The organism is Providencia sp. PROV040, from assembly GCF_032706145.1.
Taxonomy (GTDB): Bacteria; Pseudomonadota; Gammaproteobacteria; order Enterobacterales; family Enterobacteriaceae; genus Providencia; species Providencia hangzhouensis.
Genome location: NZ_CP120530.1, coordinates 1,842,623 through 1,860,196, shown reverse-complemented (window position 1 = coordinate 1,860,196; position 17,574 = coordinate 1,842,623). Strand labels below are relative to the sequence as shown.

The window sequence follows — 17,574 nt, the reverse complement described above, 5'->3', positions numbered from 1 at the left end:
AAATAAATTGTTGTTTAAAACAAAATAACACCTTTAATTAATTCACGATTATTAATAACATCACTTTCATAAACATCACCAATGGTATCAAAGTCAAATTGGTGTGTTAGCATCATCCCACTAGATAACTTACCTTCAGCCATTAATCTTGCAACTTTATTGAAGTCTTCAGGCGTTGCATTACGACTCCCCATCATTGTTGTCTCTTTTTTATGGAAATCGGGGTCTGGAAACGATAAATTACCTTTAAATAGGCCAACAAATACAATTAAACCACCATGACGAATTAAATTCACCGCGGTGTTCATTGCGTGTTGATTCCCCGTAGCATCAATGACTTTCTCAGCAAGCATGCCTGAAAAATGGCCTTCAATGCTTGATAAGTAATTTTCAGCCGCTGGGTCACACGTTTTTAAGCCTAAGACCTTTTCAACATGTTGGCGACGTGCCTCACTGGTATCAGCCACTAATACGTTAGCACCATCCGCTTTGGCAATTGCAGCAACGCCAAGCCCTATCGGCCCAGCCCCTACGACTAAAACAGTATCTTGCGCTTTAACCTGCGCACGCCTGACGGCATGAGCACTGATTGAAAATGGTTCGATCAAGGCGCCATCAATATCTGTGACAGTGTCTTCAATCGCTAATACATTTTTCTCTGGAACATTTAAATATTCACAAAAACCCCCGTCTTCGTGAACGCCAATAACTGATATTTTTTCGCAACAATTTGTTTTTCCTTCCTTGCATGCACCACATTCGTAACATGCGACATAAGGCATCACCGCAACACGTTGCCCGACTTTCCACTGCGTGATATCTGATGCAACCTCACAAATAGTTCCAGAAATTTCATGTCCTAATACTCGTGGATATTGAAAAAATGGCTGGTTTCCTCCCCATGCATGAATATCAGTTCCACATATACCAACCGCATGAATTTTTATTTTTACGTGCCCAGTTTGAACTGTAGGTTCAACAACTTGTTGATAGACTAATTGTTTAGGTTCTTGGCAAATCAATTGTTTCATATTTCCCTCCATCAATTTATCTGTCTTTTTTAATTTAAAAAACATAGACTAGATAATTAACAACCGAATTTTGTGATTAAATGTTTTTAAATCGGTTTTAAATCGGTCTTTAAAGAATAAAAATCAGATTCAAGGAGTATTTAAATGGTGAGGAGTAAAAATATACGCTATGGGTCAATTAATGAATTCTTAGATGCCATACATAAAAATTTATTAACATCCCCCTTCCCCTCACAATCTTCTTTAGCAGAGATGTTTAATATCAGTCGAACCACCGTGAGACATACCCTCGAATATTTATTAGAAAAGAAAATCATTGAAAAACAAGGGAATGAATATCATGTCATTCGCTATCCCAATAAAACTGATTTCTTTCCTGTTGAATCAAGTCTCCCTGATCAACAAATCGTCTTATTCGAAAAAGCGTTTTATCAAATGATTAAACGCAAAGAATTGATGCCCGGAGATACTTTTACTGAATTACAATTAGCAAAAAAAAGTCATGTAAGTTCTAGTGTTGTTCGGGAGTTCTTAGTGGAGTTTTCCCGTTATGGGTTAATTAAAAACACCCACCGAGGAAATTGGCATATGATGAAGTTTTCACGTGAATACGCAGAAAAACTTTTTGAGTTTAGGGAGTTACTAGAAACCAATGCATTGACTCATTTTTTAAATTTACCACCAGATGACCATCGTTGGATTTTAGCGAAAGAGCTATTACTCAAACATAGAACACTGCGTGAAACCGTTACTATCAATTACCGCGACTTTTCTCAACTAGATTATGAACTACATAGCCTTATTTTATCGGGTGCCAACAACCCATTTTTTAATCAATCTCTTGAAATCATCACTGTGATATTTCATTTTCAATATCAATGGGATGAATCAGATTTAAAAGAAAGAAATGTACTGGCAATTGAAGAACACATGACCATTTTAAGTGCGTTAATTAGCCGTAATGATATTGTCGCGATGAATGAACTTAGACATCATTTAGATACCGCTAAACGAACTATGATCAACTCCATACAGCAAACTTATGAATAAATAACATTAGTTTACAAGGCCAATGGATGGCCAATGACGAATTATTTCTTTGGGTCGATAATGGTACACATCAAACAAAACCTGAATTTTTCAGTAAAAAAACAGCTTAATTATAAAATTATTATTATCAAAAATTATAGAAAATAAAATTATCACTATATTTCAATTAATTAAAAGACATATTTATTGAACAGATTTAATCTATCAATAATTCATCTGTTTTTAACTGATAAAAAACACATTAAAAACATCAAAAAGCCATTCATTCCACAAAATTGATGCAATTAATAGTCCATAGAAAAAAATACTTCTAGTCTGAATCAACACCAGATGATTAATACACATAATAACTAGAGGAATGGTCATGGATTACTTAAATAGACAGTCAATGGCTAATAAGCAATACCCAGAGAGAATTTTACAATTCGGAGAAGGTAATTTTTTACGTGCTTTTATCGACTGGATGGTTGACCAACTGAATGAAAAGACAGATTTCAATAGTGGCATTACGCTTGTCAGGCCAATTGACTCATCTCATCCCTCAATTAATCAACAAAATGGACTTTATACTGCCATCACCAGGGGAATTAATGAACAAAAACAAAGCGTTTCTAATATAAGGATTATTAATTCGGTTAACCGTGAAATACTTATCTATTCTGAATATGATAAATTTTTAAAGTGTGCAGAAAATCCCGAATTACAATGGATCTTCTCTAATACTACGGAAGCAGGGATCGTATATAAGCACGACGTACGCTTAGAAGATACACCAGCAAGTAGTTTCCCTGCAAAGCTTACTCAATTTTTATTTCACCGCTTTCAACATTTTAATGGCGATAGTAGCAAAGGGTTGTTCATCATCCCCTGTGAGCTAATTGACTATAATGGCGATAAATTACAAGAGTTTGTAAATCAACATGCACAAGACTGGCAACTCCCCGCAGATTTTATCGCTTGGCTAAATAGCAGTAATACGTTTTGTTCTACGTTAGTCGATAGAATTGTTACTGGCTACCCGAAAAATGAAATTGAAAAACTGGAAAAAGAATTAGGCTATAAAGACGATTTTCTCGTCACTGCTGAATATTTCTATTTATTTGTTATTCAAGGGCCAAAAATACTAGAGCAGAAGCTAAAGTTAAATGAATTGCCATTAAATATCAAAGTAGTAGATGACATAAAACCCTACAAAGAACGTAAAGTTGCAATCTTAAATGGTGCACACACTGCGATGGTTCCCGTTGCTTATTTAGCAGGGGTTCGAACTGTTCGTGATGTCACTACCAACCCAATCTTTTTATCTTTCATCAAAGATTTAATTGATAATGAGGTTATTCCTGTTTTATCTCAAAGCCCTTCGGAGCTCATGGCTTTTGCCTCCGCAGTAATTGACCGTTTTAATAACCCATATATAGAGCATGAGTTACTTTCAATTTCTCTAAACTCGCTAACTAAATTTAAAACTCGTTTATTACCTCAATTAATCTCTTATGTTAAGCAATACAATAAAATTCCTTATTGCATTTCATTTTCACTTGCTGCGCTTATTGTTTTCTATCGAGGAAAACAGGGTGAACAACTCATTCCTTTAAATGATGATGATTATTTACTTGAACGCTTTAAAGCTTGGAATGAGCTCTATGACTCAAATGTAAAACAACTGACTGAAAATGTGCTAGCAATGTCTGATTTATGGGGATTAAACCTCAACGAAATACCACAATTACAGGATGATGTGAGCCAAAAAATCACAGATATTCTGAATTGTGGCACAGAAGCAATGCTACGCAAAAAATACATTGGTTAGAAAAAGAAACTAAATACTTAAAACAATAAATCCCCTACAGGAGATACCTTTATGAAACTGAGCACATTAAACGGAAAGACATTTCTTAGCTTAACACTCAGCACAATGCTATTAATGGGCAGCATGACAGGTGCCGCATTCGCCGATGCTAAATATAAGCTAAAAGTCGCTTATGAAAATAACCCCGGAGAGCCTTTTGACTTAGCTATCCACGAATGGGCAAAGAAATTCAATGAAAAAACTAATGGTGAAGGTGAGTTAATTCCTTACCCAAGCTCACAATTAGGTTCTAAAAAAGATGTCATCGAACAAATGAAGTTAGGTAGTCCATTAATTACCTTAGCAGATGGTGCCTTCTTTTCTGATTATGTACCTGATTACGGTATTATGTTTGGGCCGTACTTAGGGCTATCTTATAAAGATATTTTTAAATTAAATGCCTCACCTTGGTATGGTTCCTTAGAACAACAGTTAGACAAAAAAGGCCTTCATGTGGTTTCTAAAGATTGGCTATATGGTTCACGTCATATCTTAGCCAATAAAATGATCCAAACCCCAGATGACCTAAAAGGTTTAAAAATTCGCGTCCCCAACAATAAAATTCAAATTAAAGGTTTAGAGGCAATGGGAGCCACACCAACACCATTACCTTTAGCTGAAGTTTATACTGCACTTAATCTTAAAATTATTGATGGTGCAGAAAACCCAATTCCAGTGCTATATGGGCAAAAACACCATGAAGCTGCCAAATTCTTAATTCTAACTGGCCATGTAGAAAACGTAACCAACTTAGTTATGGGCAGCAAAACCTACGCTAAATTACCTGAAAATATTCAGCAGGCTTTAGTTGAATCAGGAAATGAAGCTGGGCAATTCTTAACAGATTTAGTCTTACAGCAAGAGAAAGAGATCATTGAGAAAATGAAAAGTGAAGGTGTTACTGTTGTTGAAGTAGACAGAGCGCTCTTCAAAGAAAAATCTAAGCCTTTCTATAATGAATTCCCTGAGTGGTCTGCGAATTTATATCAACAAACTCAAGATATTATTAATAATTAACCCTATAACTTGGCGGTTAACACCGCCAATATTTTTACAATACAAATGGTTGACTATTATTCTCGCAAGGATCTTTTATGTTTAAATTTCTGGGGAAATTAAGTGATATAGTGGCATCGCTTGCCGTTGCCGCTATCGTCATTATTACCATTCTTGCTGTATTCATGCGTTGGCTTCTTAATGACCCTTTAATGTGGAGTGAGGAAGTTTTAATTATTTGCTACATATGGTTGGTTATGATTGGAGCAGCATCCGCTGCGGGTAAAAGAATGCACGTCAGTATTGATGCTATTACCTCTTTATTTCCTGAAAAAGTACAATTAGCTATCGCGGTCATTACGCATATTATGGCCATTATTGCTTTATCAATTTTTGGGTATCTTGGATATGAACTCTCGATTATCGCAGAAGATAAAATAACACCAATTATTGGTGTTTCTTATTACTATATCGACCTTTCTGTTCCCATTGGCGCATCCATCATGGTGTTATTTTCTATCCAACATTTACTGGAAGACATGAGTAAATTAATAAAAGGAGATAAACCATGTCAGTAATTATCGCCTGTATTGTATTAATATTCTGCTTTTTAATTAATGTTCCCATTTTTTTAAGTGTGCTAATTGCATTACTCACTTATTTCTTTTCTGCTGGTGATATATCTCCTCTTATTGCAGTACAGCGCATTATTGGTGCAGGAGAAAATGTCACGTTACTTGCTATTCCTTTTTTCATTCTGTTAGGTAACCTTTTGAATTACACGGGTATCACTAGCCGAATGTTAAAATTTACTGGCACACTGTCTGGGCACTACCCAGGGGGACTTGCCCAATCTAACGTATTATTAAGTACAATGATGGGTGGGCTCTCTGCATCTAACCTTGCTGACTGTGCCATGTTATCTAAAATGTTAGTACCCGAAATGACCAAATTAGGTTATGGGAAAAGCTTCTCTGCCGCTGTCACTGCTGCAGGATCATTAATAACACCTATAATTCCACCGGGTATTGCATTAATCATCTATGGATTTGTTGCCGATGTCTCTATTGGTAAGATGTTTATGGCTGCGATCATTCCTGGTTTAATGTGCTGCGTTGCTTTAATGGTTACAATTTATCTTATTGCCAAAAAACGTGGATACAAACCTGCTAGAGACAAAGCGCCTACATTTGCTGAAGTTTACCAAACAGGTAAAGGAGCAATGTCAGCTTTCCTCTTAGTCCTCGTTATTATTGGCGGAATTCGCTTTGGTATTTTTACACCGACAGAAGCTGGTGCTATTGCTGTACTTTACGTTATTGTAATTGGTACCTTTTTTTATCGTGAAATGAAGTTAAAAGACATTGCGGCCTCATTTTTAGAAACAGCTCGTTCAACAGCAAGCATCATGCTCATTATTATGACTTGTTCTGCGTTAGCATGGGTATTGACGAACGAGCAAGTGGCACAAGATGTTGCCAAAATGATGACCAGTTTCTCTGATAATCCATATGTCTTCTTAATGATTGTCAATGCGGTGCTTTTAATTCTAGGTATGTTTATTGAAGGTAATGCAGCAATTATTGTCCTTGTTCCATTATTAATGCCTACAGTAAAACTTTTAGGAATTGACCCTATCCATTTTGGCATTGTCATGATCCTTAATTTAGCTATCGGATGTTTAACACCCCCTATGGGAACGGTAATGTTTGTTGCCACATCGATTACTGGTGTACGTATTTCAGACTTTATTCGTGAGGTCATGCCACTGTTCTTTGCATTAATTATCGTATTACTCTTAGTCACTTTTATGCCTGTATTTACGACTTTCCTACCTAGCTTATAAGATAAAATTATATCTCAATGGCAAGTCATTAACTATGACTTGCCATTTTATTATCAATTAATTTTTTATAAATTAAATTTTATTTAATTTCACAAATTAATATTACTTTTGTTTATTGTTAAGTTAATTGATCTTTATCCTTGTCACAATAACATGCACAACAATAAATACTCAAAAAGATAAACTACTGATCATCAAAAAATTACACTTATTACGAGTCACACTGACATAATTAGAAAAATAATATCACATTAAATTCATATATATAAAAAAGACATTAATCTCATTAAATATTTTTTTTAATTTTTAATTTGAAAAAAATATACTTTATATCTAGCATAAAATAACACAGCTAATTTACATTCAGCTGTTAATCAAAGTTATATCACTTTATTTTACTTTGACCTTATGGGGTTAATTATGTCTAGATATATACTACCTCTGTCTTTACTTTCGTTATCTGTTATATCAGGTTCAGCACTTGCAATAACTAACAGTGCTGGAGGAATTATTTCAATTTCTGGAGCAATAAGCGATACAACTTGTACAATTAATGGCGGAAATAGTGCCGATATGACTGTTGTTCTTGACCCAATAACCGTAACAGATGCAGGGACCACTGCCGCGACGGTTATTTCTAAAAATCAAAAACAATTTTCTTTAACTTTCTCTGATTGCGCACCTGCGAGCACTCCTGTAAGTAATCTGAAATTACACTTTTATTCATCAAGTAATATTTCCCCTTCCGGTTTGTATTTAGTGAATACTTCCGTCAATGAAAATGATGCTTCCGTTGCTAAAAATGTTGGATTTAGTTTATCTAAAACCAGCACTCCAACAACCGCAATTCCACTCAATGTGGCCTTTGATACTAACCTTACAGGGGCTGACACTGGTGGCGCGACAGGAGCTACACTCAATTTAATAGCCAGTTATTATAAAACTAATGCAACTGCCGCCAAAGTCGGTCTTTTGCAATCAAATGTAATATATACAGTTTCCTATTTATAATTATGACTTAGCCAGGCTTTTATTAGCCTGGCTTTAAATGGATACTATTATGAAAACTCTAGTTTTATTACTCACTATTTTATTTTCGAGCTCAACATTTTCTAATGTTATTATTACAGGCACTCGAATTATATATCCTGCTGATGCTGATAGTATTACTGTACAATTAACCAATAATAGCAAAACATCGTCTCTTGTTCAGTCATGGATTGATAACGGTGATGAAAATTCCACACCTGAGAATTCTGAAGCGCCTTTTTATTTGTCCCCTCCTATTGTTAAAATTGAAGGTTTACAAGGTCAGCAATTAAAAATAAAAAAAATACCCGGAAAACTTTCTGACAATGTTGAAAGTGTATTTTTCTTAAATGTTTTAGATATTCCTAAAACTCCAGAATCTGCTAAAGGCAAAAATGCAATTCAGCTAGCCACACGCTCACGAATTAAAATTTTTTATCGTCCTATTGGTCTAACCGAATCCTCCGATGAAGTCATTAATCATGCGAGCTACCAGATTAAAAATAATAACATATTAGTTAAAAATAACTCGCAATACCATTTAACTATTGCAGCTATCACACCATCGGACGATAAAAATAATTCATTAATTGATTCTGCGATGATTGCCCCTATGTCTGAAAAAGAATTACCTATTAAAGGAACAATGAAAAGCCACGATCTTATTTTAATGTATGTGGATGACTATGGTGTTTTCAAATCTAAAAACATTAAACTTTAATAGAAGAAATCATCGTGAAAAAAGAAAACTATCTCTACCTCCTAATCTTAATAGGACTACAAAGTTATCAAAAGAACTCAATAGCGGACGAGTTTGAGACTTCCCTATTGGTAGGCAAATCTGCACAAGGAGATATTTCACGATTCTATACCGACAGTAAAATTCCATCAGGTAAACAATTAGCCGACCTTTATGTAAATAATAATTGGAAAGGCCAATTTGAAATTGATATCAATAATGATGGTAAACTGATTAGCCTTGCTGCTGATGATGTGCAGAAATTAAACCTGAATTTATCTTCTGAGGTGATTGAACAAACCAAACAACAGTCATTTATTCCTATTGATGATTTAGTGGCCAATATAAAATATAAATTCAATATCAACGACCTACGACTCGATATTACCGTCCCTCAAATCGCTCTGAAACAACTCGAAGCTAACTATGTTGACCCCAGTCTCTGGAATTATGGCGAACCTGCAATTATTTTTTCTTATAATACAAATTATTATAGTTACAAAGAGAAAAAAAACTCTAAAACTAGCAGTGACAATTTTTTTGCTACCTTAAATTCAGGCGTTAATTTAGGCGCTTGGCAATTTAGAGATGAATCCAGCTATCGACATAGCTCTCATAGTAGCCAAAAATGGAAAAACAATACCCGTTATGTTTATCGTCCTCTAAGTACAATCAAATCCGGGTTGAAATTAGGTGATTTTTATACACCCGCAGCCCTATTTAATAGTATTCGAGTTCGAGGGATTGCATTGGCAACAGAAGCTAGTATGTTGCCAAATTCAAGTCAAAATTTTGTACCTATTATACGCGGTGTCGCTCAAACAAATGCCTTAGTCAGCGTGTACCAAAATAATAATCTGGTTTATCAAGAAAGCGTTCCCCCTGGTGAGTTTGCATTTAATGACCTGCAGCCTAGTGCTGGTGGAGGTGACTTATTCGTCGTTGTCCAAGAAGCTGATGGAAGGCAAGAAACCTTTACTGTGCCCTATTCTGCTGTACCTGACATGCTCAAACAGGGCGTTTATAATTACAGCCTTATTGCTGGGCAAACTAAAATCGACAATACCCATTATCAACCCAAATTTACTCAAGGTGAGTTTCACTATGGATTAAATAATTTAGTGACACTTTATGCAGGAATGCTATTTAGCGAAAAATACTATTCTGGCGTTATAGGGAGTGGTTGGAATTTTAGTTTTGGGGCCATTTCAGCTGACATTACGCAAGCAAATACTAAATTGGATTCCGGAAATCACAGTGGGCAAAGCTACCGCCTGACTTATAACAAATATATTAATGCAACATCGACCAATTTAACCTTGGCGTCATATCGTTATTCCACTAGTGGTTACTATAGCTTTATTGATGCCATTTATTCCCAAGATAATTATCGCGCTTGGAAAGCTTATCAAGACCAGTTATCAGAAAAACTCGGCAATAATATTCCACCTGAGCTTTCACTCACTAATTATGACGCTTTACGTGGTTCACGTGCTAAAAACACATTTACGTTGAATTTAAACCAACAATTAGCTGATGGTTATGGTTCGGTATTCATATCGGGTACACACCGTGATTATTGGAATGCAAACGGTAATAGCCGTGAATATCAAGCCGGTTATGCAAACAATTATAACGATATTTCCTATAGTGTGTCTGTTTCACGTGTTCGCAATTACGACAGCGAAGAAGAAACTCGTATTTATGCCAACTTTAGTGTTCCTTTTTCTTTATTTGAAAAACGCGCCAATATTAGTATGGGAAGCTATTTCACCGACTCTCGTTATCAACAAACTACGCTGAGTGTCAGTGGTATTGCAGGTAAAAATGACCAAGTCAATTATACGCTAACTGCAACGAACCAAAGCGGTGGTAATAACTTAGTTGGTGGGAACGTCAGCTATCAGCTTCCCTCTAGCACGCTTTCAGGATCTTACACAGAGGCCAATAATTACCGCCAAACGGGTTTAGGCGCCAAAGGAACTCTGGTTGCTATTCCTGGACATATTGTTTTTTCAGGGGAAACAGGACAGACCTACACCATCATTGATGCTCCAATGGCCAGTGACATGATGGTCAATGCCGATAAAACCACCTTAACTAATCAACAAGGTGTTGTTTTAGTCGCTAACTCCACACCCTATAGAACCAATACCTATACCTTGACAGATACAGAGAAAACCGCAGGCGCTGAGGTGCTCGGTAATATGGCAAATGTAAGTCCATATCAAGGGGCGGTAAATTACATCAAACTCGAGACCGATACTCGACAAACTTATATCATCCGTGGCGCTCTTGCTAATGGCGATAGCTTACCTTTTGGAACAGAAATCACAGATGCTAAACAACAGAGTATTGGTTATGTCGGCCAATCTGGCGTGATGTATATCAAAAGTGAGCAATTACCGATGGCATTACACATAAAGCTTAAAGGGAAACAGACATGTGTTATTGAGCCGCTACTCAACACGATGGATAAGAACAAAAACCTCTGTCGATAAAGGAAAATATGATGAAAAAAATCACTTTAGCACTGATGTTTTCCAGTATATTGGCTTACAGCCAGTTTTCCTCAGCACATTGTAGACAAACTTCTACCGTGACGGCTCCCGCTCTTACTTTTGATTTATCGACAGAGCTCACCAGTACATCGACTCAAGTTAGTAAAAATAGTAGAACCATCTACCCTGGAACTTTTACCTGTACTGCAAGAGGGCTACTTTTTCCTAACTCTATTGGTATCGCATCTCCTTTCCAAGGTAGAACCGCCACTATTGGTTTTAATGGCGGAAAGCAGTTTGTCTCAATTACAGTCACTGCATTAGAAAAAGATAGGGTTATCGGCCTTACGGAAGGTGTACATCAAGGTAGTGAACTCGATACAAATTTTACCGTTCAATTTAATTTGCTTGCGACTAAACCCGGAACCAACTATGTCGAAGTATCAGGAAGCACCGCCACAGTTACCCCTATCGTACTCGCCTCTGATGCTTCCAGCTTGGGAATTTTACAGTGGCTATTAGATATTGTATCTAAATTAGTCACTTTTCTGTTAACGCTGCAATGGCCAACCAGTGCTGATGATATCTACTTACAACCAATTACCTTAACTTATAATCCAATCCTCACTACCTGTAATTTTGTTAACCAAGGTTTAGTCGTTTCGCTACCCCCAGTAAGCATCAATGCAGTGAAAACTGCAACCAGAGCGGGCTACACGCCATTCACACTTAATTTTACTTGCCAAGACTTTTTAGCAGGCGGTAATGCTTCTCGTGATGTATCTATTTTTTTATCCAGTAGCAATTTGCTCTCAAATGATAAAGCAACATTGAATAATACCATTAGCCAAGGCGCTAAAGGCGTTGGCTTCCGATTAGTTAGCGCAAGTAATCTCAATACACCGTTAGTGCTTTCAGATAGCGTGGCAGCTAAAAATGGAGCGACAAATATTTTTACTGTCCTCAAGGGAAATCCAATCTCCCCTTCTTTTTCAGTAAATTTAGGTGCTTATTACTATGCATACAACACCAATAGTGTCACTCAAGGGCAAGTCTCAAGTACGGCAACAGTTGTGATGTCATATAATTAACAAGGAAAATACCATGGTGGAATTCATTAAAATTACAGGGTTCGCTACATTACTATTTTTTAGCTTCCAAACAAGTGCAAGTCTTGTTTTGCAAGGAACACGAATTATTTTCCCTAGTGATAAAAAATCCGTCAGAATTCAACTTACTAATTACAGTGAACAAGCCACATTAACTCAAAGCTGGGTGGATGAAGGTAATCCGGACTCGACACCAGAAACGACGAACGCACCATTTATTGTAACGCCCCCCGTCACTAAAATCGCAGCAAATGACGGAGTTCAATTACAAATACGTTTTATTGGTGACAAACTCCCTACGAATAAAGAGTCTGTATTTTATTTAAATGTATTAGATATTGCGCCAAAGCCAAAGCAAATAAATAGTGCCAATATGCTACAGTTTGCCATTCAAACACGAATTAAAGTTTTTTATCGCCCTACAAACCTCACAGAAAAGCCAAACAATGTCATCAAAAACATCCAATTTCATTTAGCTAAAGACGGTATTGTCGTCAACAACCCGACCCCTTATTTTTTAAATATTGCCAATATCTATCTAGCTAATAATAAAAGTCGTTCTATTGCAAAAAGCGCGATGGTAGAGCCATTTTCATCACAAACTTACTTTTCAACCGCTGATATTAATCACGGAGAAAATATAACAATGATTTATATTGACGATACTGGAAAACAAATTCAATACCAAACCAAGCTATAAAATAGGCTTAACCGCTTCTATAACTTGGCAGGTGAATATTAAGATTGAGCCACCACTTTAGGGCGGATAAAAACGGCAGGGATAGCGAGAAGAGCCATTAAGTAAAATACCACACCATGATGAGCAGGCACTCGCTCATAAATGTATCCGACAATAATAGTCAGTACGGCTAACCCGCCGCCAGTTGCGAGTGCGGAGTAAACACCTTGTAATGGGATAATTTCATTTTCTTTTCTTGCACTAATAAAGCGCATTGCGGCTAGGTGGCAAATTGTAAAAGTACCACTGTGAAGAATTTGTACCACGATTAATACCGGTAATGCAGTAAACGCTCCCATCAAGCCCCAACGAATAATTCCACAGAAGGCAGATAACAACAGTAAATTTCGAGCGCTCCAACGCCTAAATAAACGGTGGCTTAACATAAATACAATGACTTCAGCAACCACACCGAGCGACCATAAATTACCGATAACTAAATCTGAATAGCCGGCTTCTTTCCAAAATAGGGAAGCAAAACCATAATAAGCCGCATGAGCCCCTTGCAGTAACGTAACACAGATAAGAAACCTAACGACGTTTTTATCCGCAATCAATTGTTTAAACGTAACCTTATTACCACCATCCGCTTTCGCTGCCCCCATTGGCATAATTGCTGGTTTCAGCATTGCGCCTAGTAATAATGCTAAACAGCTTACTATCAAGGCCACCATGATGGCTTTATTTCCCCAAACACCGGCTAAATACCCCATCAGTGAGGAACCAATAATAAAAGCTATCGAACCCCAAACGCGAATTTTGCCGTAGTCAAAGGTAAATTGTTTTTGCCATGTCCCCGCCAGTGAATCACCCAGTGGAACCATTGGTGCAAAAAATAAGTTAAACCCAATCATTACAAACAACAGCCATGCCCAGTGAGAACCCAGAGCAAAACCGACAGAAAAAATAAGTGAAAGCCCTGCGAGTAAGCGTAGAGCAGTAATAAGTTTCGAGGGCTCTTTAACTAAAGGAGTAATAAACATCGCACCAAGGAAACGGGCTGCTAGCCCTACCCCTAACAAAACACCAATCATTTCTGCATCAATTCCCTCACCTTGTAACCAAACTGACCAAAATGGCAAGAAAATACTGTAGGCAAAAAAGTAGGTAAAATAATCAATAGCTAGCCAACGCGTTGATGGAATGACCATCACTCCTCCGTTTTTTCAATGCAAAAAACCCGCTCATACATACATGTAGAAGCGGGTTTCAGTAATTAATAATACGTTATGTTATGCGTAAACTGGGTATTTTTTGCAAATTGCTAATACTTTTTGCTTCACGCTCTCAATGGTCGCTTCGTCATTGAGGTTGTCTAGAATATCACACATCCAGCTAGCTAGCTCACCCGCTTCTGCTTCTTTGAAGCCACGACGCGTAATCGCAGGAGAACCAATACGTACACCAGACGTTACAAATGGGCTCTTAGGGTCGTTCGGTACACTGTTTTTGTTAACAGTGATATTCGCACGGCCAAGTGCAGCATCTGCATCTTTACCTGTAATGTCTTTATCAACCAAATCAACTAAGAATAAGTGGTTTTCAGTTCCGCCAGATACCACTTTGTAGCCACGTTTTTGGAAAACATCGACCATTGCCTTCGCATTCTTAGCAACTTGCTGTTGATAAACTTTGAATTCAGGTTCCATCGCTTCTTTCAGAGCAACCGCTTTACCTGCAATAACATGCATTAAAGGGCCACCTTGAGATCCAGGGAATACCGCTGAGTTGATTTTTTTGTACAACTCTTCGTCACCACCTTTAGCTAAAATTAACCCACCACGTGGACCCGCTAAAGTTTTATGCGTTGTTGTTGTCACAACGTGTGCATGAGGAACTGGGTTTGGATAAACACCCGCAGCAATCAAACCTGCAACGTGAGCCATATCAACAAACAGGTAAGCGCCGATACCATCTGCGATTTCACGCATTTTTGCCCAATCAACGACACCTGAGTACGCAGAGAAACCACCGATAATCATTTTTGGTTTGTGTTTTTCCGCTTGCGCTTTGATATCGTCGTAGTCAATTTTACCGCTTTCATCAATACCGTAAGGCACGATGTTGTACAGTTTACCTGAGAAGTTAACTGGTGAACCGTGAGTTAAGTGACCACCATGTGCTAGGTTCATTCCCAGAACGGTATCACCAGGCTGTAATAACGCCATGTAAACTGCAGCGTTAGCTTGTGAACCTGAGTGCGGCTGCACGTTCGCATAGTCAGCACCAAATAGTTCTTTCGCACGGTCAATCGCTAATTGCTCTACCACGTCAACATACTCACAACCGCCATAGTAGCGTTTGCCTGGGTAGCCTTCTGCATATTTATTGGTTAGCTGAGAACCTTGAGCCTGCATGACTCGTGGACTGGTATAGTTTTCAGAAGCAATTAATTCAATGTGTTCTTCTTGACGTTGTACTTCTTGCTCCATTGCTTCCCATAATTTCGGATCGTAGTCAGCAATATTCATTTCACGCTTTAACATTCGCTTCTCCTGCCTCAGCAATTCAATAGGTTGAAAATCGATTCATCGCAATGACACACAGTGTAAACTCTTTTTCTCTCTTGAGATAGCCCTAAAGAAAAAATATACGCAAACGATTGCATTAATTTTTTTCACTTCATTTGCTTCTGAAGGCTTCATTATAAAATAGCTCAAATTTTAATTTTTAACGGACAAACATCCAGATTTGCTATTCCCTTCTCATTATGTGCCTAAATCCACCCTATTTTTCCGATTTGAGTCTTTACATAAACACGTAAATATTATAAGTTGTATTTAAAATACATCTTTATAAATCACCTTCATCGTTCGCAAAAAATAGGGATTAGCTGAGATGAAATAAATTTATCTAACTAATCTACAAAGGAATATTTTTAGATCGCAAAAATTTGCCTTTTGCCATAACTATAATGAGAACATGAAAATAATTCAGGAGCACCTGTATGCTAGATAGCCAAACCATTGCCATTGTTAAATCAACCATTCCTGCCATTGCTGAAACAGGGCCAAAACTGACCGCGCATTTTTATGATCGGATGTTTAAACAGCATCCTGAATTAAAAGATATTTTTAACATGACTCACCAAGTGAATGGGGACCAACGAGAAGCCCTTTTCAACGCTATCTGCGCATATGCTGTGCATATTGAAACTCCTGAGGCTCTTATTTCAGCTGTCGAAAAAATCGCCCAAAAACATGTAAGCTTAAATATTAAACCTGAGCACTATCCAATCGTCGGGGAAAACTTACTCGCGGCTATTGATGAACTCCTCAACCCAGGCCAAGAGGTTCTTGATGCATGGGGAAGAGCTTACGGTGTTTTAGCCGATATTTTTATTGGTAGAGAAGCTGCAATTTACCAAGAAAATGCGGATAAAAATGGGGGTTGGGAAGGCTTACGTGAGTTTAAATTAGCGCAAAAACAACCACAAAGTGATGTGATTACAAGTTTTGAATTTGTTCCTGTCGATGGGCAACCTGTCGCTGATTACCGCCCAGGCCAATATATCACTATTTATGTCAACAACCAGGGATTTGAAAACCAAGAAATCCGCCAATACTCTCTGACCACTGCACCTAATGGCCGTAGCTACCGTATTGCGGTAAAACGTGAAGAACAAGGCTCCATTTCTAATTTCTTACATCAACAATTAAATGAAGGTGATAGTGTACTGCTCGCACCTCCATGTGGTGATTTCTTTATTGATGTTGATGGTCAGACACCTGTTACCTTGATCTCTGCAGGCGTTGGTTTAACTCCAATGCTGAGCATGTTAAATCATCTAACAGAACAAGGTCACAACGCACAAGTTAATTGGTTCCATGCCGCTGAAAATGGTGCTGTTCATGCCTTTAGGCACGAAATTCAACAACTATTAGCAAAACAGCAAACCAGCCAATCCGCGATTTGGTTTAATCAACCAAGAGAGGAAGATCGTCTCGGGTTTGATTACCAATATGAAGGTTTAATGAATTTAGAATTGGTACGTGAATGGATTGAGCAACCGAATATGCAATTCTATTTCTGTGGCCCTGTTGGGTTTATGCAGCACGTAGGTAAGCAGCTAATTGCAATGGGTGTCGATACCAGTGCTATTCACTATGAATGTTTTGGACCACACAAGGTATTACCCCTCAATTAATTCACAAAAAATGCTCTTCTGTTTAGAAGAGCATTCTATGAAACATATTAACTGAAGAAAATGGGTTAACTAGTTAAATGTTCGTAGTTTTCTAATTTAGCGGTAACGGGCTCGCATAATAAATACACAATTTTAATCCCATTCCTGTGTATTTTCCGTTACCGCATTTTCATACAAACTTAATTTATTAAATTGCTTCTTCGTCTTGCTCACCGGTTCGAATACGGATCACTCGAGCGACATCATAAACAAAGATCTTTCCATCACCAATTTTGCCAGTTTGCGCAGTTTGCATAATGGTTTCGACGCAGTTTTCAACGATGTCATCAGGTACTACAATTTCAATTTTTACCTTAGGTAAAAAATCAACCATATACTCTGCGCCACGGTAAAGTTCAGTATGCCCTTTTTGACGTCCAAAACCTTTCACTTCAGTCACTGTCATTCCAGTAATGCCCACTTCTGCAAGCGCTTCACGAACATCATCAAGTTTGAATGGCTTTATAATTGCATCAATTTTTTTCATAAATAATTCCTG

Annotated in this window: 15 protein-coding genes; 11 read left to right on the top strand and 4 right to left on the bottom strand. The window is 37.5% G+C overall.

Features of this window, described 5'->3' with window-relative positions; translation table 11 throughout:
- Window positions 1-14: 14 nt before the first annotated feature.
- Window positions 15-1,043: a zinc-binding alcohol dehydrogenase family protein gene (locus P3L40_RS08525; protein WP_004264920.1), complete on the bottom strand. Its 1,029-nt coding sequence runs from the start codon at window positions 1,041-1,043 to the stop codon at window positions 15-17.
- 132 nt (window positions 1,044-1,175) lie between these two features.
- Here P3L40_RS08525 and P3L40_RS08520 point away from each other — a divergent pair, with 132 nt between their 5' ends.
- From P3L40_RS08520 to P3L40_RS08475, 10 genes are all read left to right on the top strand, one after another.
- Window positions 1,176-2,081 carry a GntR family transcriptional regulator gene (locus P3L40_RS08520; RefSeq protein WP_004264921.1) on the top strand — a complete coding sequence of 302 codons (906 nt, stop codon included), beginning with the start codon at window positions 1,176-1,178 and terminating at the stop codon, window positions 2,079-2,081.
- Between the two features lie 364 nt (window positions 2,082-2,445).
- The gene (locus tag P3L40_RS08515) at window positions 2,446-3,891 is read left to right on the top strand and encodes a tagaturonate reductase (protein ID WP_167732477.1); all 1,446 of its coding nucleotides are present in this window, start codon (window positions 2,446-2,448) and stop codon (window positions 3,889-3,891) included.
- A 51-nt stretch (window positions 3,892-3,942) separates the two neighbouring features.
- Window positions 3,943-4,947, top strand: coding sequence for a C4-dicarboxylate TRAP transporter substrate-binding protein (locus P3L40_RS08510; protein WP_004264923.1), 1,005 nt, complete (start codon window positions 3,943-3,945; stop codon window positions 4,945-4,947).
- 77 nt (window positions 4,948-5,024) lie between these two features.
- Window positions 5,025-5,504: a TRAP transporter small permease gene (locus P3L40_RS08505; protein WP_004264924.1), complete on the top strand. Its 480-nt coding sequence runs from the start codon at window positions 5,025-5,027 to the stop codon at window positions 5,502-5,504.
- Complete coding sequence (locus P3L40_RS08500; protein ID WP_004264925.1) at window positions 5,495-6,772, top strand: TRAP transporter large permease; 1,278 nt, start codon at window positions 5,495-5,497, stop codon at window positions 6,770-6,772. The genes P3L40_RS08505 and P3L40_RS08500 overlap by 10 nt, the downstream gene beginning before the upstream one ends.
- Before the next feature lie 420 nt (window positions 6,773-7,192).
- Window positions 7,193-7,783: a fimbrial protein gene (locus P3L40_RS08495; protein ID WP_036958998.1), complete on the top strand. Its 591-nt coding sequence runs from the start codon at window positions 7,193-7,195 to the stop codon at window positions 7,781-7,783.
- A 49-nt stretch (window positions 7,784-7,832) separates the two neighbouring features.
- On the top strand, window positions 7,833-8,522 hold the full coding sequence (locus P3L40_RS08490; protein ID WP_168697636.1) for a molecular chaperone: 690 nt from the start codon (window positions 7,833-7,835) through the stop codon (window positions 8,520-8,522).
- A gap of 14 nt (window positions 8,523-8,536) precedes the next feature.
- The gene (locus P3L40_RS08485; RefSeq protein ID WP_196724325.1) at window positions 8,537-11,041 is read left to right on the top strand and encodes a fimbria/pilus outer membrane usher protein; all 2,505 of its coding nucleotides are present in this window, start codon (window positions 8,537-8,539) and stop codon (window positions 11,039-11,041) included.
- 11 nt (window positions 11,042-11,052) lie between these two features.
- Window positions 11,053-12,132, top strand: a complete 1,080-nt coding sequence (locus P3L40_RS08480) for a fimbrial protein (RefSeq protein ID WP_316928034.1) — start codon at window positions 11,053-11,055, stop codon at window positions 12,130-12,132.
- A 13-nt stretch (window positions 12,133-12,145) separates the two neighbouring features.
- The gene (locus P3L40_RS08475) at window positions 12,146-12,850 is read left to right on the top strand and encodes a molecular chaperone (protein WP_136134223.1); all 705 of its coding nucleotides are present in this window, start codon (window positions 12,146-12,148) and stop codon (window positions 12,848-12,850) included.
- A 38-nt stretch (window positions 12,851-12,888) separates the two neighbouring features.
- Here P3L40_RS08475 and P3L40_RS08470 read toward each other — a convergent pair whose 3' ends face one another.
- Together P3L40_RS08470 and glyA are read right to left on the bottom strand one after the other, a co-directional pair.
- A complete protein-coding gene (locus tag P3L40_RS08470; protein WP_004264932.1) occupies window positions 12,889-14,040 on the bottom strand; it encodes a 3-phenylpropionate MFS transporter in 1,152 nt (383 codons plus the stop codon).
- An 81-nt stretch (window positions 14,041-14,121) separates the two neighbouring features.
- On the bottom strand, window positions 14,122-15,375 hold the full coding sequence (glyA, locus tag P3L40_RS08465; RefSeq protein WP_140172309.1) for a serine hydroxymethyltransferase: 1,254 nt from the start codon (window positions 15,373-15,375) through the stop codon (window positions 14,122-14,124).
- Window positions 15,376-15,836: 461 nt separating this feature from the next.
- Between glyA and hmpA the strand changes: the two genes are divergently transcribed.
- Window positions 15,837-17,036: an NO-inducible flavohemoprotein gene (hmpA, locus tag P3L40_RS08460; protein WP_210852320.1), complete on the top strand. Its 1,200-nt coding sequence runs from the start codon at window positions 15,837-15,839 to the stop codon at window positions 17,034-17,036.
- Between the two features lie 187 nt (window positions 17,037-17,223).
- Here the strand turns inward: hmpA and glnB are convergent, their stop codons facing one another.
- Window positions 17,224-17,562, bottom strand: coding sequence for a nitrogen regulatory protein P-II (gene glnB / locus P3L40_RS08455; RefSeq protein ID WP_004912721.1), 339 nt, complete (start codon window positions 17,560-17,562; stop codon window positions 17,224-17,226).
- Window positions 17,563-17,574: the final 12 nt, after the last annotated feature.